Here is a 22,699-nt window from a genome sequence, read left to right as displayed (position 1 = left end):
ATGGCTGCAGGAACCCACTACCTCCCCGGTCTGACCGCGACCAATGAGCCGTCGGTCCAGACCTCCGACGACGCCGCGGGCTTCTACGAGCTCGGCGAGAAGATCGTCGACACCCACGCGCCCACCGGCCCGATCGCCGAGCGCTGGACGACCCGCAAGTTCGAGAACCGCCTGGTCAACCCGGCCAACCGTCGCAAGCTCGACATCATCATCGTCGGCACCGGCCTGGCCGGTGGCGCCGCCGCCGCCACGCTCGGCGAGGCCGGCTACAACGTGAAGTCGTTCTGCTACCAGGACTCCCCGCGCCGGGCGCACTCGATCGCCGCCCAGGGCGGCATCAACGCGGCCAAGAACTACCGCGAGGACGGCGACTCGACGTACCGCCTCTTCTACGACACCGTGAAGGGCGGCGACTACCGCTCGCGCGAGTCGAACGTCTTCCGCCTCGCCGAGGTCTCGGCCAACATCATCGACCAGTGCGTCGCGCAGGGCGTCCCGTTCGCCCGCGAGTACGGCGGCCTCCTCGACAACCGTTCGTTCGGTGGCGTCCAGGTGTCCCGCACGTTCTACGCGCGTGGCCAGACGGGCCAGCAGCTGCTCATCGGCGCCTACCAGGCGATGGAGCGCCAGGTAGCGGCCGGCACCGTGGAGCAGTTCACCCGCCACGAGATGCTCGACCTGATCATCGTCGACGGCAAGGCCCGCGGCATCGTCGCCCGCGACATGGTGTCCGGCGAGATCGAGACCCACCTCGCCGACGTCGTCGTACTCGCCTCCGGCGGCTACGGCAACGTCTTCTACCTGTCGACCAACGCGATGGGCTCCAACGTGATGGCGGCGTGGCGTGCGCACCGCAAGGGCGCCTACATGGCCAACCCCTGCTACACGCAGATCCACCCGACCTGCATCCCGATCTCGGGCGCGCACCAGTCGAAGCTGACCCTGATGTCGGAGTCGCTGCGCAACGACGGCCGGATCTGGGTGCCCAAGAAGGTCGAGGACTGCGAGAAGGACCCGCGGGACATCCCCGAGGAGGACCGCGACTACTACCTCGAGCGCATCTACCCGTCGTTCGGCAACCTGGTCCCCCGCGACATCGCGTCGCGTGCGGCCAAGTACATGTGCGACGAGGGCCGCGGCGTCGGTCCCGCGATCGAGGAGCAGCAGCCCGACGGCACCACCAAGATGGTCCGGCGCGGCGTCTACCTCGACTTCGCCGACGCGATCAAGCGCCTGGGCAAGGACGGCGTCGAGGAGAAGTACGACAACCTCCTCGACATGTACGAGCGGATCACGGGCGAGAACCCGTACGAGGTGCCGATGCGCATCTACCCCGCCGTGCACTACGTCATGGGCGGCCTGTGGGTCGACTACGAGCTCCGCTCCAACATCGACGGCCTGTTCGTGACCGGTGAGGCCAACTTCTCCGACCACGGCGCCAACCGCCTCGGTGCCTCGGCGCTGATGCAGGGCCTGGCCGACGGCTACTTCGTGCTCCCGAACACCATCCGCGAGTACCTCGCCGACGGTCCGTTCGACAAGATCGACGACAGCCACCCCGACGTGAAGGCCGCGCTGGACGCCGTCAACGAGCGCGTCGCCAAGCTGATGTCGATCAACGGCACCCGCTCGGTCGAGTCGATCCACAAGGAGCTCGGCTCCATCATGTGGGAGTACTGCGGCATGGAGCGCACCGAGGAGGGCCTCAAGCTCGCGATCGAGAAGATCAAGGAGCTCCGCAAGGAGTTCTGGACCAACGTGCGCGTGCTCGGCTCTCCCGACTCGCTCAACCAGGACCTCGAGAAGGCCAACCGCGTCGCCGACTTCATCGAGCTCGGCGAGCTCATGTGCATCGACGCGCTCAACCGCCGCGAGTCCTGCGGCGGCCACTTCCGTGCCGAGTCGCAGACCGAGGACGGCGAGGCACTGCGCCACGACGAGGAGTTCGCGTACGTCGCGGCCTGGGAGTGGGGCGGCGACTCCAACGAGGGCGGCAAGCCGGTCCTGCACAAGGAAGACCTCATCTACACCGCTATCGAGCTCAAGCAGAGGAGCTACAAGTGAAGGTCACGCTCAAGGTCTGGCGCCAGGAGAACGCCGCCGCCAAGGGTGCGATGCACACCTACGAGCTCGACGGTGTCTCCTCCGACATGTCCTTCCTGGAGATGCTCGACCTGCTCAACGAGCAGCTGGTCACCAGCGGCGAGGAGCCGGTCGCCTTCGACAGCGACTGTCGTGAGGGCATCTGCGGCATGTGCTCGCTGATGATCAACGGCCAGGCGCACGGCCCGGAGGTCACCACGACCTGCCAGCTGCACATGCGCTCGTTCAACGACGGCGACACCATCACCATCGAGCCGTGGCGTGCCGAGCCGTTCCCGGTGCTCAAGGACCTGGTCGTCGACCGCTCGGCGTTCGACCGGATCATCCAGGCCGGCGGCTACATCTCCGCCAACACCGGCTCGGCCCCCGAGGCCAACTCGGTGCCGGCCCCGCGCGACAAGGCGATGCGGGCGTTCAACGTCGCGACCTGCATCGGCTGCGGCGGCTGCGTCGCCGCGTGCCCCAACGGCTCCGCCTCGCTGTTCCTGGGTGCCAAGATCACCCACCTCGGCGAGCTGCCGCAGGGTCAGCCGGAGCGCTGGTCGCGCGTCGTCGACATGGTCGGCCAGCACGACCACGAGGGCTTCGGTGGCTGCACCAACATCGGTGAGTGCGCCGCGGCCTGCCCGAAGGAGATCCCGCTCGACGTGATCTCCCAGCTCAACAAGGACCTGCGCACCGCGCTGAAGAACGGTCACTGACCCGGCCCGAACTGGCGTCAGATCTGCGCCGACCCGGCAGAAAGTAGCCTCGCAAGAGCCACTTTCTGCCGGGTCGGCGTGTTTTTCGTGTCACTAGGCGCCGGGTCGGCGGGGCTGGCACGATTCGGCTGTGGGGGTCAAGGTGCTCAGCGGGTGGCTGCAGGAGCGGCACGCGCTGCACATGGGGCGCTGGATGCTGGAGTTCGACCAGGCCGACGCCGAGCGGGAGTTCCGGGCGTACGACGACGCGGCCGGCCTGCGCCAGGCCCGGATCGCCGTGTGGGTGGCCGTGTTCTTCGTGGTCGTCTACGGCGGCGTCGACTTCCTGGTCGTCGGCTCCGGCGACGCGGAGGCGGCCGCGGTCATCCGGTTCGCCATCGCCACGCCCGCCCTGCTGGTCGCGGCCGTCCTGGTCCGCCGGGCGGCCTTCGTGGGCCGCCACCTCCAGCTGAGCTCGGTGGTCCTGGCCGGCTTCATCATGGTTCTTCTGGGCACCGTCCTGGCCCGCACGGCGGACCTGCCCGCGACGTACGTCCACACGTCGGGGACGGTCACCCTGATCGGTGCGATCGGCCTGTTGCGGCTGCGGATGCACGCGACCTGTGCGGCCGTCGCGATCTACGCCGTCATCAGCCTCACCCTCCCCCGCGGTGCCGACCAGCTCGAGACGATCATCGCGCCCACGATCGGGCTGAGCACGATCGCGATCATCGTCGGCTACGCGCTCGAGCGGCTGCGGCGTACCGCCTTCGAGCGGCAGCGCGAGGTCGAGCTGGAGCGCGCCCGCTCCGAGGAGCTGCTGTTCAACGTGCTGCCGGTGCCGATCGCCCAACGGCTGCGCACCGAGCCCGGGGCGATCGCCGACTCGGCACCCGACGTGAGCGTGCTGTTCTCCGACATCGTCGGCTTCACGCCGGTCTCCGAGGCGTTGTCCGCCGAGGAGCTGGTCGGCCTGCTGGACACGATGTTCCGTGAGTTCGACGCGCTGTGCGACCTGCGCGGCATCGAGAAGATCAAGACGGTGGGCGACGCGTACATGGCCGTCGCCGGCCTGCCGGTGCCCGACGAGAACCACGCGGCCTCGCTCGCCGAGCTGGCGCTCGACATGCAGCGCACGCTGACCCGCCTGTCCCCGTCGTGGCCGAGCCCGATCGCGATGCGGATCGGGATCGCGTCCGGTCCCGTCGTCGCGGGCGTGATCGGGCAGCGGAAGTTCACCTACGACCTGTGGGGCGACACGGTCAACACCGCCAGCCGGATGGAGTCCCACGGCCGGCCGCACCGGATCCAGGTCTCCGCGGCGACCCACGCCCTGCTCGAGGACCGCTACATGTTCAGCGACCCGCAGGTGGTCGACGTCAAGGGCAAGGGCCTGATGACGACGTACTTCCTGCTGGGGGCGCCGGCGTAGGAATCGCCTCCTCAGCGGTGCTTCTTGCGCTTACTGACCGCTGCAACGGTCAGTAAGCGTGGGAATCGCCTCCTAAGAGGCGATTCCCACACAACGCTCAGACGTTCTTCGCGGCGCGCAGCGCCTTCCAGCCCAGCGAGCCGAGCAGGCCGGCGATCACGAAGTTCACGACGATCAGCACGGTGTGAGCGACCCAGTAGCCCGTCGCGCGGTCCTCCCCCGCGTCGTACGCGTTGTAGAGGTTCTTGGCGAAGTTGCCGAAGGAGAAGACGTTCCAGGCCGCGACGGAGAGGAGCAGGATGGCGTGCTTGCGCTCGAACTTCACCTGCCCAGTCTCCCAGACCGTGGGGTACGACGACCGACCCGGGCGACCAGCGCCCCCGCGACACTGCCGGCAGCGAACGCGAGCAGGCGCGGTGTCCGCGAGTCCGTGGCCTCCTCGTCGGCGGCGGGGCGCGGCGACGCGGCCGCCGCGATCGCCGTGGCGGCCGGGACCGGAGCCGGCGCCCGGTCCGCCAGCGGGCTGGTCTGGGCCCACGCGGCGGCGTACAGGATCACCCGGGAGAAGTAGTTGATCCAGACCAGCAGGATCAGCGCGATGCCGAAGGCCTGGAAGGCGGGCTGTCCGCGGGTGCCGGTGAGCAGCAGCCCGGAGAGCTGCTTGAGCACCTCGAAGCCGAGCGCGCCCAGCACCGCACCCGACCAGAGCGCGCGGTCCGGGATGGCGGGGCGCACCAGCAGCCGGAACATCAGGAAGAACAGCAGCGCCGAAGCGGCGAGGCCGAGCAGCACCGCGAGCACGGTCACCAGCCAGCCCAGCTGGGCGCCGATCCCGACCAGGTCGAGCAGGCGGCGGGAGAAGCGGGTGAGCACCGCCGAGGCGATCACGCTGGCGAACAGGACGAGGCCCAGGACCACCAGGGTCACCAGGTCGCGGACCTTGCCGACGACGAACCCCGGTCGCAACCGGGTCGGCATCGCGAACAGCACCGTGAGCGCCGACTGGAGGGACGAGAGCCAGCCCAGCCCGGTGTACAGCACGCCGACCAGACCGATCAGCCCGACGGTGCCGGCCGCGTCCTGGATGTCGGTGAGGTCGACCTGGCCGTCGCCGGTGCCGACCAGGCCGGGCAGCACCTCGTCGATCGCCCTGACCAGGGCGTCCTGCGCGTTCGGGAACCCCTGGGCGATCCAGCCGACCACGAAGAAGGCGAGAGCCAGGATCGGGAAGACGGACAGGAAGCCGAAGTACGTCACCCCGCCGGCCTGCTGGTTGCCCTGCACCGCGGTGTAGTGCTCCTGCATGCGCACCGCGTGGTCGACCAGTGGCCACCGCTCACGGAGCTCGGCGACCTTCGCCTTGGCGCGTTCGACCAGCTTCATGGGAGCCTCCGGTCCGGTTCAGCCCAGCGGGAAAGTGCGGGTCGAGCGCCAGCCCTCCTGCTCGTGGTGCACGTACAGGTGGAAGTCGGTGACGTCGAAGGCGCAGTCGAAGCCGGCCAGGTCGTCGAACGCCCGGTCCAGCGTCGGGTCGTCGAGGTGGTGGGCGACGGTGACGTGCGGGTGGTACGGGTAGTCGAGGTCGACAGCGAGCGGCCCCCGGCGTACGGCGGCAGCGAGCTGCTCGCACTGGGAGATTCCCTCGGCAAGGCTGACGAAGACCACGGGCGACACGGGCCGGAAGGTACCCGTTCCGCGCAGGTGCACCCGGAACGGCGCCACCTCGGTCGCAGCGGCCGCCAGGTGGGCCTCGATCTCGTCGAGCCCGTCGGGCAGATCGGTGGGCGGGATGAGCGTGATGTGGCTCGGCACGCCCTCGGCGGTGGGGTCGCCGATCCGGAGCCGGTAGTCGACCAGCTCGGAGGCCCACGGCTCCGGGATCGCGACGGCGACGCCGATCACCGGCATCAGCCGGCCTCCGTACGACGCTCCACCGGTGCCACGAACCCGATCCGCTGGTAGACGTCGCGCAGCGTGTTCTCCGCGACCGCGTTGGCGGTCTCGGCGCCCTGGGCGAGCACCTGCATGAGGTGGTCCTGGTTGTCGAGGAGCTCGAGGGTGCGGTCCCGGAACGGGGTCACGAACCCGACGACCACGTCGGCGAGGTCCTTCTTGAGGTCGCCGTACATCTTGCCGGCGTACTGCTCCTCGAGAGCCTGGATGCTCTCGCCGGTCAGCGCCGAGTAGATGGTCAGCAGGTTGCTGACACCCGGCTTCTCCTCCTGGTCGAAGCGAATCTCGGTGCCGGAGTCGGTGACCGCCGAGCGGATCTTCTTCGCCGAGCGGGCCGGGTCCTCGAGCATCTCGATGATGCCGTTGGGACCGGAGCCCGACTTCGACATCTTCTTGGTCGGCTCCTGCAGGTCGTAGATCTTCGCGGTCGCCTTGAGGATGTAGGGCTCCGGCAGCCGGAAGGTCTTCTTGAACCGGCCGTTGAACCGCTGCGCGAGGTCGCGGGTCAGCTCGAGGTGCTGGCGCTGGTCCTCGCCGACCGGCACGTAGTGGGGCCGGTAGAGCAGGATGTCGGCGGCCATCAGGATCGGGTAGGCGAACAGTCCGACGCTGGCCGCGCCCTCGCCGCCCTTGGCCGACTTGTCCTTGAACTGGGTCATCCGGCGGGCCTCGCCGAAGCCGGTCAGGCCGTTGAGCACCCAGCCCAGCTGGGCGTGCGCGGGGACGTGGCTCTGCACGAAGATCGACGACTTCTCCGGGTCGACGCCCGCCGCGAGGAGCTGGGCCGCACTGCGCAGGGTGCGCTCGCGCAGCAGCTTCGGGTCCCAGTCGGTCGTGATCGCGTGCTGGTCGGCGATGAAGAAGAACGGCTGGTGGTCGCGCTGCAGGTCCACCCACTGCCGCAACGCGCCCATGTAGTTGCCGAGGTGGAAGGAGTCGGCGGTCGGCTGGATCCCGGACAGCACGCGCGGGCGCGCGGCTCCCTCGGGCGCGGCCGGCTGCGCGGTCTCCGGCACGGGCGGGTGCTCGGTGGTGGCGGACATGTGAGGGATTCTCTCAGGCGACGCGAGCTGCTCGTAAAGCCCCCGCCCCCGGCGGACTTCCGACCTACACTCCCGGCCATGACCCAGCTCCATGCTCCCCAGCGGCAGGCTCCCGCCGGCCTGGCGATTGCGAGCGTCTGCGTCGCGATCGTCCTGACCGTCGTCGCGGCGGCCACCGCGGCTGCGTCCTTCCCTGCGGTCCGCGAGTTCAAGGACGCCATCGAGCTCACTGGGACTGCGGCGAACGTCTTCACGGTGTACGACACCCTGGGGTTGCTGCTGGTGCCCGCCATCATCGCGGCCTGGATCGTGACCTGCCTGTGGCTGCGCGCCGCTCGGGAGAACACGGTGTTCATCAACCCGGTCGCCCGGCACGCACGCGGGTCGGCGTGGGTGTGGCTGGGCTGGGTGGTGCCGGTCGTGTCCCTCTGGTTCCCCTACCAGGTGGTGCGCGACGTCCAGGCCGGGAGCCGGCACCAGCTGCCGCGGATCGACCTGACCGGCTGGTGGGGCGCGTGGCTGATCTGGGCGGTCGGAAGCCGGATCACCGCGAAGATCGCCGCCTCCGACGACATCGACGTGGTCGCGATGCTGCCGACCTTCGAGGTGCTGACTGCGCTCGCGCTCGTGGCCGCGTGCGTGCAGTGGTGCCGCATCGTCCGCGGGATCACCGCTGACCAGCAGGCAGCGCTGACGCCGGCCTGACGTCAGGCGACGCTGGTCTCGCGGCGGTGGACGATCGCGGAGACCAGCAGGATCACCGTACCGACGGCGGCGAGGCCGGCACCGACCAGGGCCGGCGCGCGGTAGCCGTGGCCGCCGGCGATGACCAGTCCACCGAGCCAGGCGCCGAGGGCGTTGGCGATGTTGAGCGCGGCGTGGTTCATGGCGGCGCCGAGGGTGACCGCGTCGCCGGCGACGTCCATCAGCCGCAGCTGCAGGTTGACGACGAGGACCGAGCCGGTGGCGGTGACCAGGAACGCGACCGGCAGCAGCAGCCAGCCGTGGGGTGCAGCGGCGTAGTAGACGAGCATCAGCACGATGCCGGTGACGCCGGAGAGCAGCAGGCTGCGGTAGACCGACCACGCGGCGAGCTCGCCGGCGAGCCAGGTGCCGACGACCATGCCGAGGCCGAGGGCGAGCACGAAGAACGGCACCGTGCCGCGCTCGAGGCCGCCGACGACGGTGACCGTCTTGGCGATGTAGGAGTAGACGGCGAACATGCCGCCGAAGCCGACAGCGCCGACCGCCATCGTCAGCCACACCTGGAGGCTGCCGAAGAACTCGCGGGCCTCCTTGCGCCCACTGGCCTCGGAGTCACCGGGCACCGACGGGACTGCGGCCAGCACCATCGCAACGGTGACGAGGGCGAGCAGTCCGCCGAGCAGGTACGTCGTGCGCCAGCCGACCTGCTGGCCGAGGAAGGTGGCCAGCGGGACGCCGATGACATTGGCGACCGAGAGCCCGAGCATCACGCTCGCCACCGCGCGCCCGCGCCGCTCCGGCGCGACCAGGCTGGCGGCGACCAGGCTCGCGACGCCGAAGTAGGCGCCGTGGGGCAGGCCGTCGAGGAAGCGCGCCACCGCGAGCACCTCGTAGCCGGGCGCGGCGGCGCTGAGCAGGTTGAAGACGGCGTACGCGGCCATCAGGCCGACGAGCATCGCGCGGCGCGGCAGGGCGGCTCCGAAGAACGCGAGGATGGGTACGCCGACCACGACGCCGAGCGCGTACGCCGAGATCACGTGGCCCGCGTCCGGCACCGAGACGTGCACGCCATGGGCGATCTCGGGCAGCACGCCCATGGTCATGAACTCGGTGGTCCCGATGGTGAACCCGCCGACCGCGAGCGCCAGGATCGCCAGCGCGGGTCGGTGGTGGGACACCTCGGGGCGCCCCTCGGTCGAGGTCGTCGTCGGCGAGGAGGTCACGGGGGATCGTAACCGGGGCGAACGCGGTCGTATTCCAGGACGTCGGATGTCTCAGCCGGCGAGGTGACCCCAGTCACCCGCGAGCGACGACCACGGCCCGACCGCGGCGACCTCACCGTCGACGAGGACGACGACCCGGTCGGCCTGGGCCAGCGCAGCCCGCTTGGAGGTCGCGCCGATCACCGTGGTGTGCCGTTCGCGCAGCGCCGCCCACAGCTCGATCTCGGTGGCCGCGTCGAGCGCGCTGGACACGTCGTCGGCGAGGAGCAGCTCGGCGTCGGCAGCCAGGGCCCGGGCCAGCGCGAGGCGCTGGACCTGCCCGCCGGACAGGCGGACACCACGATGACCGATGACCGCGTCGGGGCCGCCGGCGTCGGCGACGTCCTCGGCCATCCGGGCGGTCTCGACCGGCCCGGCGATGTCGCGGTCGTGACCGAGCAGGATGTTGTCGGCGAAGGTGCCCGACAGCACCCGCGGCACCTGGGCGACGTGGGCGACCTGGCTCGGACGCAGGAAGGTCTCGGGGTCGCTGACGTCCTGACCGTTCCAGCGCAGGGCGCCACGGTGGTCGATCAGGCCGGCCAGCGACGACAGCAGGCTGGACTTGCCGGACCCGACCTGCCCGACGAGCAGCACCAGCTCGCCGCGCTCGACGGCCAGGTCGATGCCGGTGGCACCGATCGTGCCGTCGTCGTGGACCGCGGTGTAGCCGGACAGCTCGAGCCGCTGCAGCGGGACCCGGGTCGGCACAGGAGGCTCGGGAGCGTCACCGGCGACCAGGTCGATCCCCTCAGCCATCGCCATCAGGTCACGGCCGCCGGCGAAGTCGGCGGTCGCCTGCTGCCAGGCGCGCACGCCGGGAGCCTCGGTGACGACGGCACCGGCGACCCGGCCGAACCAGTCGAAGCCGTTGACCGCCGTGGCGACGAGCAGTGCGGTGGCCAGGCCCCAGACGTCCCACAGGTAGAGCGCCCAGGCGGCGACCACGCCGACCTGCACCATCACGATCGGGACGCCGTCGAGGACGGCCTGCACCCGGTGCTCGAACACCGCCGCCTCGACGCGGCCGTCGTCGACCTTGCGGAGGTGGGCGTGGACCTGCGGCGTGCGGCCCGCGAGCTTCACGGTCCGGGCGGACTCGACGGCCGAGACGACCGCCCGGCCGAAGCGCGCCCGGGCGGCCGAGGACCGCGCGGCCGAGCGACCGGCGATCGGCCGCCCGATCGAGGAGGCCAGGGCGCTGGTGAGCATCACGGCCAGCAGTACGCCGCCCGCGAGCCAGGTGCCGCCGGCGACCATGGTGATCGCGGCGATGAGGAGGCCGTTGACGAAGTCGACCCAGCGGTCGGCGTACCGGGCGTAGCGGTCGGCGTCCATGGATCGCGCGACCACCTCACCGGGCGGCGTGCGCGGCAGCCGCTCGCTGCGGACCTGGCCGAGGAGCACGGACATCCGCACGCGGAGCATGACCTCGATCCACCAGCGCGGGTAGCGGCGGAAGGCGTCGGCGAGCAGGATCGGCGCGACCAGCAGGCTGACCACGAGGACCACGACCAACGGGGTCGCGGACTCCCCCGCCTCGAGCCGCTCGACGATCTTGCCCCAGACGAAGCCGGTGATCGCTCCGAGCGGGGCGAAGATCGTGCCGCCGAGGAACAGCAGCACCGACCACGCGCCCCACCACGGGCGCACCCAGAAGGCGTTCCAGGTGCCGCGGGCGAGCGAGGAGCCGGAGCCGACCTCGGGGCGCTGCGGCGGCGTTCCGGTACGGCGGCGCCCACCGACCGCGGAGCCGGTCTCGACCGCGTCGAGGTCGGTGTCGGCGAAGCCCTCGGTGTCGCTGGCGGCGAGCAGCCGGCGGAACGGTCCGTCGACGACGGCGAGCTCGTCGCGCGGGCCGTGCTGGATGACGGTGCCGTGGTCGAGCACGGCGACGGCCTCGGCGCGCTCGATGGTGCTGAGCCGGTGGGCGACGAGGATCCCGGTGCGGCCGCTGATCAGCCGGTCGGCGGCCGCGACGACGCGGGCCTCGGTGACCGGGTCCATCCGGGCGGTGGCCTCGTCGAGGACGACGACCTGGACGTGGCGCACCAGCAGCCGGGCGAAGGCGACCAGCTGCTCCTCCCCCGCCGACAGCGTGGTGCCGCCCGGGCCGAGCAGCGTGTCGAGGCCGTCGGGCAGGCCGGCCACCCAGTCGGTCAGGCCGAGCTCGGCGACGGCCGCCTCGACCTCCTCGCGCGGGACCGCGGCGAACAGGGTGATGTTGTCGGCGAGCGTGCCCGCCAGGATCTCGGTGCGCTGGGTGACGACGCCGACGCGGCGGCGCAGCTCGTGGAGGTCGAGCGTGGTGATGTCGGCCCCGCCGAGGAAGATCGTGCCGGGCGGCGGCTCCGCGGCGCGCGAGAGCAGCGAGGCGAGGGTCGACTTGCCCGAGCCGGTGCGACCGACGAGGGCGAGCGTGTGGCCCTCCTCGACGTACAGCGTGACGTCGCGCAGCGCGAACGAGCTCTCGTTGTAGGCGAAGTCGAGGTGGCGGATGCGCAGGTCGAGCGCGCCCGACGGGACGGACTCGCCGCCCTCGGGCTCGGCCTCGACGGCCAGCAGCTGGCGCAGCCGGAGCACGGCGCCGAGGCCGGCCTGGATGTCGGGCAGCTGGTGGGCGAGGTTGTTGATCTGGCCGACGAAGATCGTCGTCACCAGGAAGAGCGTGACCAGTCGCGCGACGCCGAGGTGGTCGCCGCTGACCAGTGCGACGCCGGCGATCGCGATCGCGGCGAGCAGGCCGTGGAGCAGCAGGCCGACCTTGATCGCCAGCCGGGCCTCGATCATCAGCACCCGGCGGAACTTCTCGTGGACGTCGGCGGAGAGCTGCGCCAGGCGGCGTACGGCGAACGCCTGGCCCAGGCTGGTGCGCAGGTCGTCGCGCCCGGCGACGCCCTCCTCGAGCGCGGCGGCGTGGTCGGTCCAGGCCGCCTCCTCGATCACCTTGCGACGGGCGATCTCGACCAGGGCCGGTCGCATCACCCAGACCGTCACGGCGCCGACGAGCGGGAACAGCAGGAAGGCGGGCCACCAGGTGAAGCCGGCGACCAGCCACATCGGGACCGAGGCGAAGCCGGTGCGCATCGCCATCCAGATCTGCTGGCGCAGCAGGGTGCCGACCTCGTGGGTGTCGTCGTCGACCCGGTCGAGGACCTCGCCGACGGCCTGCTCGGTGAGGTGCTCGAGCGGCTGCTGGAGGGCTGCGCTGAGCAGGTCTCCGCGCAGCCGGCCCTCGGCCCGGTCGACCACCCCGGCCCACACGACGCGGCCGGCGGTGTCGATCGCGGCGGCGCCGACGACGAAGGCCGCGAGCCACGCGACCAGGCTCTCGGTGGGGTGGTCGGCGATCCGGCCGGCCACGACGGTGCCGAGCGCCTGCCCGAGCGCCGCGAGCGCGACCGCGCCCACGGCGAAGCCGGCGGCCGGCGTACGCATGCGGCGCCAGTCGACGCGGCGGCTGGGGTCGGTGGGGACGTCGGTCGGGGCGGCAGCAGGTGCCCGGGTCAACGTCGTCGTCACTGGATCGAGAGTAGTTGCCGCCGCCGACAACTTCCTCCGAATATCTTCCGGCCCGACGCCCCGGTCACAGGTGCTTGAGGGCCTCCCGCCGGCTCAACGGGCTCAGGTCGTGGCTGGCGGCGTAGTCGCGGACCCAGTCGGGACGCACCTTCGCCACCTCGCGCAGCGACCACCCGACGGCCTTGCGGATGAAGAACTCGCCGTCGGCGAGGTTGGGCTCCAGCACCGCGGTCAGCAGGTCGAGGTCGACCCGGTCCCGGCGCCCGAGCTGGGAGATGATCGCGAGCCGGCGGACCCAGAAGGACGCGTCGTCCGTGGACCAGCGGCGCACGACCTGCGCGGTCTCGACCGGGTGCGCGTCGTGGAGGTCCGCGATCCGGTGGGCGGCCTCGTCGACGTGGTCCCACCAGGCGCCGGTGCGCGCGACGTGCTCATGGAAGGGCACCAGCCCCAGGTCGCCCCTGAGCGGGCGCAGGCCGAGGAGCGCCGCCGCGGCGTACCGCTCCTCACGGTGGGTCGCGTCGTCCCACAGCTCGCGGGCCGTGGGGACCAGCTCGTCACGAGAGGAGACGCCGAGCTCACGCACGAGCGAGCGGACCAGGCGGCGCACCTCCGGGACCCGTACGCCGAGGAAGGGCATCTCCGACTTCATGTACGCCTGCTGCCCCGGGGCCAGGGACGCGTCAGCCGCGGCCCGCAACGACGTGCGGACCGCGGCTGTCAGCGGTGACTCGATCAGAACGCGGCCAGGGCCTCGTTGAGGGTCGCGCTCGGGCGCATCACGGCCGAGGTCTTCTCGGCGTCCGGGTAGTAGTAGCCACCGATGTCGGCGGGGCTGCCCTGGACGGCGATGAGCTCCTCGGCGATCGTCGCCTCGTTGGCGCGCAGCGTCTCGGCGAGCGGCTTGAACGCGGCCGCGAGGTCGGCGTCCTCCGACTGGTTCGCCAGCTCCTCGGCCCAGTAGAGCGCGAGGTAGAAGTGCGAGCCGCGGTTGTCGGTCGTGCCGAGCTTGCGGCCGGGCGAGCGGTCCTCGTTGAGGAAGGTGCCGGTGGCGCGGTCGAGCGCGTCGGCGAGGACCTGCGCGGCGGGGGCGCCGGCCTGCTCGGCGTACTTCTCCAGCGACGGGACGAGGGCGAAGAACTCACCGAGGCTGTCCCAGCGCAGGTAGTTCTCCTCGACCAGCTGCTGCACGTGCTTCGGCGCCGAACCGCCCGCTCCGGTCTCGAACAGACCGCCGCCGGCGATCAGCGGGACGACGGAGAGCATCTTGGCCGACGTACCGAGCTCGAGGATCGGGAACAGGTCGGTGTTGTAGTCGCGCAGCACGTTGCCGGTCACCGAGATGGTGTCCTCGCCCTTGCGCATCCGCTCGAGGGAGTACGACGTCGCGAGCTCCGGCGACAGGATCTCGATCGTCAGGCCGTCGGTGTCGTGCTCGGGCAGGTAGGCGTTGATCTTCTTGATCAGCTCGGCGTCGTGCGCACGCGACTCGTTGAGCCAGAAGATCGCCGGCGTCTGCGACGCGCGGGCGCGGCTGACGGCGAGCTTGACCCAGTCCTGGACGGGGATGTCCTTGGTCTGGCACGCGCGCCAGATGTCGCCGGCCTCGACGTCGTGCTCGATCAGCACGTCGCCGTTGGAGGCGAGCACGCGGACGGTGCCGGCCTCGGCGATCTCGAAGGTCTTGTCGTGCGAGCCGTACTCCTCGGCCGCCTGCGCCATCAGGCCGACGTTCGGGACGGTGCCGATCGTGGCCGGGTTGAGCGGGCCGTTCTTCTTCACGTCGTCGAGGACGGCCTGGTAGACGCCGGCGTACGACGAGTCCGGGATGACCGCGAGGGTGTCGTCCTCGCCGCCGTCGACACCCCACAGGCGGCCGCCGTTGCGGACCAGGGCGGGCATCGACGCGTCGACGATGACGTCGGACGGCACGTGCAGGTTGGTGATGCCCTTGTCGGAGTTGACGTAGGACAGGCGCGGGCCGGCGGCGAGGGCGGCGTCGAACGCGGCCTTGATCTCGGCGCCGTCGTCGAGGGCGTCGAGGCCGGCGAGGATGGCGCCGAGGCCGTCGTTGGCCGAGAGGCCGGCGGCGGCCAGCTGGTCGCCGTACTGCGCGAAGACGCCGGAGAAGAAGGCCTTCACGACGTGGCCGAAGATGATCGGGTCGGAGACCTTCATCATCGTCGCCTTGAGGTGGACCGAGAACAGCACGTCCTGGGCCTGGGCCTCGGCGATGGCGTTCTTGAGGAAGGCCTGCAGGTACGCCGCCTCCATCTTGGTGCCGTCGACGATCTCGCCGGCGAGCACCTTGAGGCCGTCCTTGAGCACGACGGTCTCGCCGGCAGCGGTCTCGAGGACGATCGACAGGACGTCGTCCTGCGCCAGGGTCACGGACTTCTCGTTGCTCGCGAAGTCGTGCTCGCCCATCGTGGCGACGTTGGTCTTCGAACCCTCGGTGAAGGGCTTGTTGGTGTGCGGGTGCGTCTTGGCGTAGTTCTTGACCGACGCGGGCGCGCGGCGGTCGGAGTTGCCCTCGCGCAGGACCGGGTTGACGGCGGAGCCCTTGACCTTGTCGTACTTGGCCCGGATCTCCTTCTCCTCGTCGGTCGCCGGCGCCTCGGGGTAGTCCGGGACGGCGAAGCCCTGCTCCTGCAGCTCCTTGACCGCGGCCTTGAGCTGCGGGACGGAGGCGGAGATGTTGGGGAGCTTGATGATGTTGGCGTCGGGCGTCTTGGCGAGCTCACCGAGCTCGGCCAGCGCGTCGTCGGCGAGGCCGAACTGGGCGAGGATCCGCGCCGCGACGGAGATGTCGCGGGTCTCGAACGCGACGCCGGCCTTGGCGGCGAACGCCTCGACGATCGGCAGGAAGGAGTACGTCGCCAGCAGCGGCGCCTCGTCGGTGTGGGTGTAGATGATGCTCGACATGTCCGGCGTCACTCCTGGGCCGTGGGTGGGATTCTTGACGTCAAGATACCTGATGCCGGGGCGCACGTCCCCTTCGGTGGCCACAGTAATGACGATGCCCCGATCTGTGGATGGGTGACGTCGCGAGCGTCGTCAGCCGGGTGTGGTGGCAAGGCGTGGGCGCGAAGTCGTGCTTGTCCGCCCATCGAGCGACCACAACGCAGCCAACGCGCCCGGCTGGCGGCGCGTAGCAGGCAGCCATCCGCAGATCGGGGCATAGGGTTGGTCCTGTAACCCGGCGGTTTTCGGGAGCCCCACGGAGGAGAAGGTCCAGCCCATGTCAGATGCAGCAGTGGACACGTCCACACCCCCCACCCTCATCCAGAAGATCGCGGCCGAGGCCCTCGGTACGGCGGTCCTCGTGTTCCTCGGGTGCGGCTCGGTGGTCATCTTCAGCAACGCCGCGAGCGACACCACGGGTCTCGCCGGCCTGTTCGCGATCACCTCGATCGGCCTGACGTTCGGCATCGCCATCGTGGCCATGGCCTACACCTTCGGCCGGGTCTCCGGCGGTCACTTCAACCCCGCGGTCTCCGTGGGCGCCGCGCTCGGCGGCCGGATCTCCTGGAAGGACGCCGGTCTCTACAGCGCCGCCCAGGTCGTCGGCGGCCTCGTCGGCGGCCTCCTGCTCGCGCTCACCGCGCTCTCCAGCGACTTCGGCTGGGAGTTCGGCGACCCGCTGGGCTCCAACGGCTTCGGTGACCACGGCGGCGTCGAGCTGCTCGGCGCGCTGCTCATCGAGTTCATCCTGACCTTCATCTTCGTCACGGTCATCCTCGGCACCACCGACGAGCGCAACCGGGCGGTCGCCGCGATGGCGCCGCTGACCATCGGCCTCACCCTCGCCGCGATCCACTTCGTCGCGATCCCCGCCACCGGCACGTCGGTCAACCCGGCCCGCTCCATCGGTGTCGCGTTCTTCTCCGGCAGCGACGCGATCGTCCAGCTGTGGCTGTTCATCGTCGCCCCGCTGCTCGGCGGCGCGGTCGCCGGCGTGCTGTACCCGCTGGTGTTCGGCCACGGCGCCGACCCGGTCCCCGGCTCCGGCCTGAGCTTCGGCGCCGGTGGCTCGTCCGACCCGGGCTTCACCCAGCAGTGGAACCAGCAGGCCTACGGCCAGCAGCAGGCGTACGGGCAGCACCAGGCCCAGCCGGGCCAGCAGGCCGGTCAGCCCGTCCAGCAGCAGGGTCAGCCGATCATCCAGGACGGCTGGCAGTGGGACCCCGCCGCCCAGCAGTGGATCCCGGCCCAGCAGCAGCCGGCCGCTCCCGCGACGCCGGCCTCGCCCGACCCGCAGGCCGGCTGGGCACCGCCCGCCAGCGACCAGACGCAGGTGCGTCCGCCGCAGTGATGCGGTGAGGAGTCACCCGTTTCCCGGGGCGTGGAGTCGCGGCAACGCGGCCCACGCCCTCGGGCGTTTTTCGGCTCCTCGGGCGCGCCGGCGGCGGTGCAGTAACACGCCGTTCACCCGACTACCCGCCCGTTGTCAGCAGCGGCGTCGGCGTGTCGTCGGCGTGTCGTGCTGAGAAGAGCCGACCAGTGCGGTGGACGGCGTGTTACTTGCGGCTCGGCTCGTACGCGACGAGGCCGGCTTCGTCCGTCCGGACCAGCCCGACGCCGCGGGCGTAGATCTCCGTGCGCACCCCGGCGGCGTCCTCGACGTCGAGCGTCACCGTGCGGCGGTACGTCGCCAGCGGGACCGTGATCTCCTCGTCGCGGGCCTCGACCGTGGCGACCTCGGACAGGCCCGGTGCGGCGGCGGTGCGGAAGCCGTCCCCGAACCGGGGCGCGGCGGGCATGGCCAGACCGGCCTCGGCGCCGGCCTCCCCCGCCTGCCACTGACCCTCGCGGCCGAACCACCACACGTTGCCGGCGGTGTCCTGCGCGTACAGGTCGCGCACGACGGTGCCGTCGACGCTGGTGCGGACCAGGGTGGTGGTGGCGACCCCGTCGACCGAGGGCCCGGCCTCCACCGTGAAGGTGACGGCGACCGTGCCGGTCGCCAGGTCGGCGTACTCCCATCGCGAGCCGACGGCCAGCGGGAGCCACGGGTTGTCGATGCGGGCGACGAAGTCCGAGGGGCGCGGGTCGGGGGTCGGGATCACCAGACCGTCGACCCCCGTCGGCGGGCTCGGCGCGGAAGCCGACCCGCAACCGGCCAGCACCGCCCCGGCGAGGGTGAGCGCCGCGAGAGCCGCGAGGACACGTGTCCGCATGGCGTCATCGTCGCAGCACCCGGACCGGCTCCCCGCCCCGGGCCGCGCGCTGCTAGCGTCGCGGGAGTCCATCGAGTTCCTTGAAGGAGTTTCCTCGTGAGCAGCACCCCGCTCAAGGTCGCCGTCACCGGCGCTGCCGGCCAGATCGGCTACAGCCTTCTCTTCCGCATCGCCAGCGGCGCCATCGCCGGTGACCGTCCCGTCGAGCTGCGCCTGCTCGAGATCGAGCCCGCGCTCAAGGCGCTCGAGGGCGTCGTCATGGAGCTCGACGACTGCGCGTTCCCGAACCTCGCCGGCGTCCAGATCGGCTCCGACCCGGAGAAGATCTTCGACGGCGTCAACCTCGCCCTGCTCGTCGGCGCGCGTCCGCGCGGCCCGGGCATGGAGCGCGGCGACCTGCTGTCCGCCAACGGCGCGATCTTCACCGCCCAGGGCAAGGCCCTCAACGCCGTCGCCGCCGACGACGTCCGCATCGGTGTCACCGGCAACCCGGCCAACACCAACGCGCTCATCGCCGCGACGAACGCCCCCGACATCCCCAACGAGCGGTTCTCGGCACTGACCCGCCTCGACCACAACCGGGCGATCTCGCAGCTGGCCGCAAAGACCGGCTCGGCCGTCACCGACATCAAGAAGATCACGATCTGGGGCAACCACTCGGCCACCCAGTACCCCGACATCTTCCACGCCGAGATCGCCGGCAAGAACGCCGCCGAGGTCGTCAACGACCAGGCCTGGATCGCCGACACCTTCATCCCGACCGTCGCCAAGCGCGGTGCCGCGATCATCGACGCCCGGGGCGCCTCCTCGGCCGCGTCGGCCGCGTCCGCGACGTGCGACGCCGCCCGCGACTGGCTGAACGGCACCCCGGCCGACGACTGGGTCTCGATGGCGGTCGTCTCCGACGGCTCCTACGGCGTCCCCGAGGGCCTGGTCTCCTCGTTCCCGGTCACCACCGCGAACGGCGACTGGAGCATCGTCCAGGGCCTCGAGATCGACGACTTCTCGCGCGGCAAGATCGACGCCTCCGTCGCCGAGCTGGCCGACGAGAAGGCCGCCGTCACCGAGCTGGGCCTGATCTGATCCCCCGCTGATCACAGCCGTACGACGAAGGGCCGGTGCCACGTGGCACCGGCCCTTCGTCGTACCTGCGGGGTGTTTCAGCCCTGCTCGGGGATGCTCCCGGCGAGCAGGATGAGACCGACCGCGACGGCGACCAGGATCCCGACGTCGAGGAACCGGTGCCGCACGGCGAGCATGCCGGCGTCCTTCTCCGGCAGCCCCAGCCGCAGCGCGGCGGCGACGAGCAGCCCGCCGGACATGATCCGCAGGCCGACCCGCCAGTCCGAGGCGGCCGCGAAGACCAGGCCGACGCCGACGACGACCAGCACGGCGATGTAGCAGGCGCCGCCGATCGTCGAGGGGTACCGGCGCGGCTCCTCGGGGAGCTCGGAGCTCTCGTCGTTCAGCGCGCTGCCTTCCCGTTCGCCGCCTGCTTCTCGGCCATGGAGACCACGTTGGCCAGCAGCATCGCGCGGGTCATCGGGCCGACGCCACCCGGGTTGGGCGAGACCCACCCGGCGGTGTCCCAGACGTCGGCGGCGACGTCGCCGGCGATCTTGCCGTCGACCCGGCTCACGCCGACGTCGAGGACGGCGGCGCCGGGCTTGACCATGTCACCGGTGATGATGTCGGGCACGCCGGCGGCCGCGACCACGATGTCGGCCTTGCGCACGTGGGCGGCGAGGTCGACGGTGCCGGTGTGGCACAGGGTCACGGTGGCGTTCTCCGAGCGCCGCGTGAGCAGCAGCCCGAGCGGGCGGCCGACGGTGATGCCGCGACCGACCACGACCACCTCGGCGCCTGCGATCGGGACGTCGTGGCGGCGCAGCAGCTCGACGATGCCGTACGGCGTGCACGGCAGCGGCGCCTCGTTGCCGAGCACCAACCAGCCCAGGTTGGTCGGGTGCAGACCGTCCGCGTCCTTGGCCGGGTCGATCAGGCCGAGGACCCGGTTCTCGTCACGACCGCGCGGGAGCGGCAGCTGGACGATGTAGCCGGTGCAGTCGGGGTCGGCGTTGAGGCCGGCGACGGCCTCCTCGATCTCCTCCTGCGTGGCGACCTCGGGCAGGTCGACGCGGATCGAGGCGATGCCGACCTCGGCGCAGTCCTTGTGCTTGCCGTTGACGTACCACCGCGAGCCGGGGTCGTCGCCGACCAGCACCGTGCCGAGCCCGGGGACGATCCCCTGCTCGCGCAGCTTCTCGATCCGGACGCGGAGCTCGTCCTTGATGGCCGCCGCAGTCGCGTTGCCGTCGAGCTTTCGTGCAGTCACGTGGTCGATCCTCTCAGAGCGCCGGTGGGGCTCAGTGGAAGAAGTGGCGGGTGCCGGTGAAGTACATGGTGACCCCGGCGGCGGCACACGCCGCGATGGTCTCCTCGTCGCGCACCGAGCCGCCCGGCTGGACGATCGCCTTCACGCCGGCGTCGATCAGGATGCCGGGGCCGTCGGCGAACGGGAAGAACGCGTCGGAGGCGGCGACCGAGCCGCGGGCCCGCTCCTCGCCCTCGACCAGGGTGTTGGCGCGCTCGACGGCGAGCTTGCAGGAGTCGACCCGGTTGACCTGGCCCATGCCGATGCCGACCGCGCCGCCGTCCTTGGCGAGCAGGATCGCGTTGGACTTGGCCGCGCGGACCGAGCGCCAGGCGAAGGCGAGGTCGGCCAGCGTGGCCTCGTCGGCGGCCTCGCCGGTCGCGAGCGTCCAGTTGGCCGGGTCGTCGCCGTCGGCCTGGAAGCGGTCGGCGTGCTGCATGAGCAGGCCGCCGCTGATCGGACGGGTCTCGACGCCGCCCTGCGCGAGCGGCTCGGCGACGAGGATCCGGATGTTCTTCTTGCCCTGGAGCACCTCGACCGCGCCGTCGTCGTACCCGGGGGCGACGATGACCTCGGTGAAGATCTCGGCGACCTGCTGGGCCATCGCGACCGAGACCGGCACGTTGGTGGCGATCACGCCGCCGAAGGCGGAGACCGGGTCGCACTCGTGGGCGCGGCGGTGGGCCTCGGCCACGTCGGCGCCGACGGCGATGCCGCACGGGTTGGCGTGCTTGATGATCGCGACGGTCGGCTGGTCGCCGTGGTCGTACGCCGCGCGGCGGGCCGCGTCGGTGTCGACGTAGTTGTTGTAGGACATCTCCTTGCCGTGCAGCTGCTCGGCGGCGGCGAGTCCGCCGGGGCCGAAGCCGGAGCGGTAGAGCGCGGCGGGCTGGTGCGGGTTCTCGCCGTACCGGAGGACGTCCTGCTTGTCCCAGGTGCCGCCGATCCAAGCAGGGAAGCCGGTGCTGAGGCCGTCCTCGACGGTGGAGTCGGTCAGCACGCTGCCCATCCACGAGGCGACCTGGACGTCGTACGTCGCGGTGTGCACGAACGCCTTGGCAGCCAGCGCCTTGCGCTCCTCGTAGGTGAAGCCCTCGCCCTGCGCGGCCTCGAGCGCCTTCGCGTAGTCGGCGCCGTCGGTGACGATCGCGACCGAGGGGTGGTTCTTCGCGGCGGCGCGGACCATGGAGGGGCCGCCGATGTCGATCTTCTCGATGCAGTCGTCGACGCCGGCGCCCGAGGCGACGGTCGCGGCGAACGGGTAGAGGTTGACCACGACCAGGTCGAACGGCGCGACCTCGAGCTCCTCGAGCTGGCGGACGTGGTCGGGCAGGCGACGGTCGGCGAGGATGCCGGCGTGCACCCGCGGGTGCAGCGTCTTCACACGGCCGTCGAGGCACTCGGGGAAGCCGGTCAGGTCCTCGACCTTGGTGACCGGCAGGCCGAGGCCCTCGATGAGGGCGGCCGAGCCGCCGGTCGACACGAGCTCGACGCCGGCGGCCGCGAGGCCCTGCACCAGCTCGTCGAGGCCGGTCTTGTCGAAGACGGAGACCAGTGCGCGCTTGATCTTGATCCGGTCGGGCGTGGCGGACATCGAGGGGCTCCTCATCGGTCGGTGGTCTCGATGAGGGCACCCAGGCGATCGATGCCGACTCGTCACTCCCTGGTGGTGGCCCACCTGCGCCAGTCGTGTGCCGCTGATTCTACGGCGGCTCAGCCCCCGAGGCGAACCCGCCGGCCCTCGACCGTGAACCCCTCGCGGGCCATCCGGCCGACCGACTCGACGAGCATGCTCCGCTCGGCCGTCTTGATCCGCTCGTGGAGCGTCTCGACGGTGTCGTCGTCCTCCACCGGTACGACGGTCTGGGCCACGATCGCGCCCGTGTCGACGCCGGCATCGACCACGAACAGGGTCGCACCGGTGACCTTCACGCCGTACTCCAGTGCGTCGGCGGGACCGTGCATGCCGGGGAACGACGGCGACAGGGCGGGGTGGGTGTTGACGGTCATGCCACCGAAGCGGTCGAGGAACTTCTCCCCCACCAGCTTCATGAACCCCGCCAGCACCACGAGGTCGGGCTCGAAGGCGGCCACCTTGTCGGCCAGCGCACGGTCCCAGTAGGGGCGGCTGCTGTGGTCGCTCACCTTCGCCACGAAGGTCGGTACGCCGGCCCGCTCGGCTCGGGCCAGGCCCTCGATGCCGTCGCGGTCGGCGCCGACGGCGACCACGCGGGCGCCGTACGCCGGATCGGCGCTGGCGTCGAGCAACGCCTGGAGGTTGGTGCCGGAGCCCGACACGAGGACGACGAGACGAGGGCGAGCGGGCACGCCCGGATTCTAGGGCGCGGTCGCCGGACACTCGACTTCTTGGCCGCTTCTCCCGCTTCTTGGCCGTTGCAGCGGGCGAGAAGCGCAGGAATCACCGCTGAGGAGGTGATCCCTGCA

At 71.3% G+C, this 22,699-nt stretch carries 19 protein-coding genes and 1 riboswitch; of the genes, 6 read left to right on the top strand and 13 right to left on the bottom strand.

Annotated features, from left to right (window positions below):
• The 3 genes from ACZYRU_RS23335 (at position 1) to ACZYRU_RS23325 (ending at position 4,215) form a co-directional block, all read left to right on the top strand.
• Positions 1–2,064 carry a fumarate reductase/succinate dehydrogenase flavoprotein subunit gene (locus ACZYRU_RS23335; RefSeq protein ID WP_488959493.1) on the top strand — a complete coding sequence of 688 codons (2,064 nt, stop codon included), beginning with the start codon at positions 1–3 and terminating at the stop codon, positions 2,062–2,064.
• Entirely contained in the window at positions 2,061–2,804 is a 744-nt protein-coding gene (locus ACZYRU_RS23330) for a succinate dehydrogenase/fumarate reductase iron-sulfur subunit (protein WP_141800047.1), read from the top strand. Before ACZYRU_RS23335 ends, ACZYRU_RS23330 begins: the two co-directional genes overlap by 4 nt.
• A 130-nt stretch (positions 2,805–2,934) precedes the next feature.
• The gene (locus tag ACZYRU_RS23325; protein ID WP_488959492.1) at positions 2,935–4,215 is read left to right on the top strand and encodes an adenylate/guanylate cyclase domain-containing protein; all 1,281 of its coding nucleotides are present in this window, start codon (positions 2,935–2,937) and stop codon (positions 4,213–4,215) included.
• Positions 4,216–4,312: 97 nt separating this feature from the next.
• On the opposite strand, the gene ACZYRU_RS23320 is transcribed toward ACZYRU_RS23325, so the two are convergent.
• From ACZYRU_RS23320 to trpS, 4 genes are read right to left on the bottom strand one after another with little or no spacing between them, the layout of a single operon-like run.
• On the bottom strand, positions 4,313–4,540 hold the full coding sequence (locus ACZYRU_RS23320; protein ID WP_488959491.1) for an SCO4848 family membrane protein: 228 nt from the start codon (positions 4,538–4,540) through the stop codon (positions 4,313–4,315).
• Positions 4,537–5,598, bottom strand: a complete 1,062-nt coding sequence (locus ACZYRU_RS23315; protein ID WP_488959490.1) for a YihY/virulence factor BrkB family protein — start codon at positions 5,596–5,598, stop codon at positions 4,537–4,539. Before ACZYRU_RS23315 ends, ACZYRU_RS23320 begins: the two co-directional genes overlap by 4 nt.
• A gap of 18 nt (positions 5,599–5,616) precedes the next feature.
• Complete coding sequence (locus tag ACZYRU_RS23310; RefSeq protein ID WP_488959489.1) at positions 5,617–6,123, bottom strand: 2'-5' RNA ligase family protein; 507 nt, start codon at positions 6,121–6,123, stop codon at positions 5,617–5,619.
• Positions 6,123–7,211 carry a tryptophan--tRNA ligase gene (gene trpS, locus ACZYRU_RS23305; RefSeq protein ID WP_488959488.1) on the bottom strand — a complete coding sequence of 363 codons (1,089 nt, stop codon included), beginning with the start codon at positions 7,209–7,211 and terminating at the stop codon, positions 6,123–6,125. The genes ACZYRU_RS23310 and trpS overlap by 1 nt, the downstream gene beginning before the upstream one ends.
• A gap of 78 nt (positions 7,212–7,289) precedes the next feature.
• Here trpS and ACZYRU_RS23300 point away from each other — a divergent pair, with 78 nt between their 5' ends.
• Positions 7,290–7,916 (top strand): DUF4328 domain-containing protein, encoded by a 627-nt coding sequence (locus ACZYRU_RS23300; RefSeq protein ID WP_488959487.1) that lies wholly within the window; start codon positions 7,290–7,292, stop codon positions 7,914–7,916.
• A 2-nt stretch (positions 7,917–7,918) separates the two neighbouring features.
• Here ACZYRU_RS23300 and ACZYRU_RS23295 read toward each other — a convergent pair whose 3' ends face one another.
• From ACZYRU_RS23295 to ACZYRU_RS23280, 4 genes are all read right to left on the bottom strand, one after another.
• Positions 7,919–9,139 carry an MFS transporter gene (locus tag ACZYRU_RS23295; RefSeq protein WP_488959486.1) on the bottom strand — a complete coding sequence of 407 codons (1,221 nt, stop codon included), beginning with the start codon at positions 9,137–9,139 and terminating at the stop codon, positions 7,919–7,921.
• A gap of 51 nt (positions 9,140–9,190) precedes the next feature.
• Positions 9,191–12,700 (bottom strand): ATP-binding cassette domain-containing protein, encoded by a 3,510-nt coding sequence (locus tag ACZYRU_RS23290; protein ID WP_488959485.1) that lies wholly within the window; start codon positions 12,698–12,700, stop codon positions 9,191–9,193.
• A 64-nt stretch (positions 12,701–12,764) separates the two neighbouring features.
• Positions 12,765–13,400, bottom strand: coding sequence for a DNA alkylation repair protein (locus ACZYRU_RS23285; protein WP_488959484.1), 636 nt, complete (start codon positions 13,398–13,400; stop codon positions 12,765–12,767).
• A gap of 35 nt (positions 13,401–13,435) precedes the next feature.
• Positions 13,436–15,625: an NADP-dependent isocitrate dehydrogenase gene (locus tag ACZYRU_RS23280; RefSeq protein ID WP_488959483.1), complete on the bottom strand. Its 2,190-nt coding sequence runs from the start codon at positions 15,623–15,625 to the stop codon at positions 13,436–13,438.
• 316 nt (positions 15,626–15,941) lie between these two features.
• On the opposite strand from ACZYRU_RS23280, the gene ACZYRU_RS23275 reads away from it, so the two are divergent.
• Complete coding sequence (locus ACZYRU_RS23275) at positions 15,942–17,015, top strand: MIP family channel protein (RefSeq protein WP_488959482.1); 1,074 nt, start codon at positions 15,942–15,944, stop codon at positions 17,013–17,015.
• Between the two features lie 205 nt (positions 17,016–17,220).
• On the opposite strand, the gene ACZYRU_RS23270 is transcribed toward ACZYRU_RS23275, so the two are convergent.
• On the bottom strand, positions 17,221–17,880 hold the full coding sequence (locus ACZYRU_RS23270; RefSeq protein WP_488959481.1) for a hypothetical protein: 660 nt from the start codon (positions 17,878–17,880) through the stop codon (positions 17,221–17,223).
• Between the two features lie 96 nt (positions 17,881–17,976).
• Between ACZYRU_RS23270 and ACZYRU_RS23265 the strand changes: the two genes are divergently transcribed.
• A complete protein-coding gene (locus tag ACZYRU_RS23265) occupies positions 17,977–18,963 on the top strand; it encodes a malate dehydrogenase (RefSeq protein ID WP_488959480.1) in 987 nt (328 codons plus the stop codon).
• 77 nt (positions 18,964–19,040) lie between these two features.
• Here ACZYRU_RS23265 and ACZYRU_RS23260 read toward each other — a convergent pair whose 3' ends face one another.
• From ACZYRU_RS23260 to purN, 4 genes are all read right to left on the bottom strand, one after another.
• Complete coding sequence (locus tag ACZYRU_RS23260) at positions 19,041–19,271, bottom strand: DUF3017 domain-containing protein (protein ID WP_488959479.1); 231 nt, start codon at positions 19,269–19,271, stop codon at positions 19,041–19,043.
• 74 nt (positions 19,272–19,345) lie between these two features.
• Complete coding sequence (locus ACZYRU_RS23255) at positions 19,346–20,215, bottom strand: bifunctional methylenetetrahydrofolate dehydrogenase/methenyltetrahydrofolate cyclohydrolase (RefSeq protein ID WP_488959478.1); 870 nt, start codon at positions 20,213–20,215, stop codon at positions 19,346–19,348.
• 31 nt (positions 20,216–20,246) lie between these two features.
• Positions 20,247–21,848, bottom strand: a complete 1,602-nt coding sequence (purH, locus tag ACZYRU_RS23250) for a bifunctional phosphoribosylaminoimidazolecarboxamide formyltransferase/IMP cyclohydrolase (RefSeq protein ID WP_488959477.1) — start codon at positions 21,846–21,848, stop codon at positions 20,247–20,249.
• A 31-nt stretch (positions 21,849–21,879) separates the two neighbouring features.
• Positions 21,880–21,955: riboswitch (ZMP/ZTP riboswitch) on the bottom strand.
• Positions 21,956–21,967: 12 nt separating this feature from the next.
• The gene (gene purN / locus ACZYRU_RS23245) at positions 21,968–22,582 is read right to left on the bottom strand and encodes a phosphoribosylglycinamide formyltransferase (protein ID WP_488959476.1); all 615 of its coding nucleotides are present in this window, start codon (positions 22,580–22,582) and stop codon (positions 21,968–21,970) included.
• Positions 22,583–22,699: the final 117 nt, after the last annotated feature.

The sequence above is a fragment of the Nocardioides sp. F233 genome, from assembly GCF_057813895.1.
This window is presented reverse-complemented; position numbering and strand designations above follow the sequence as displayed.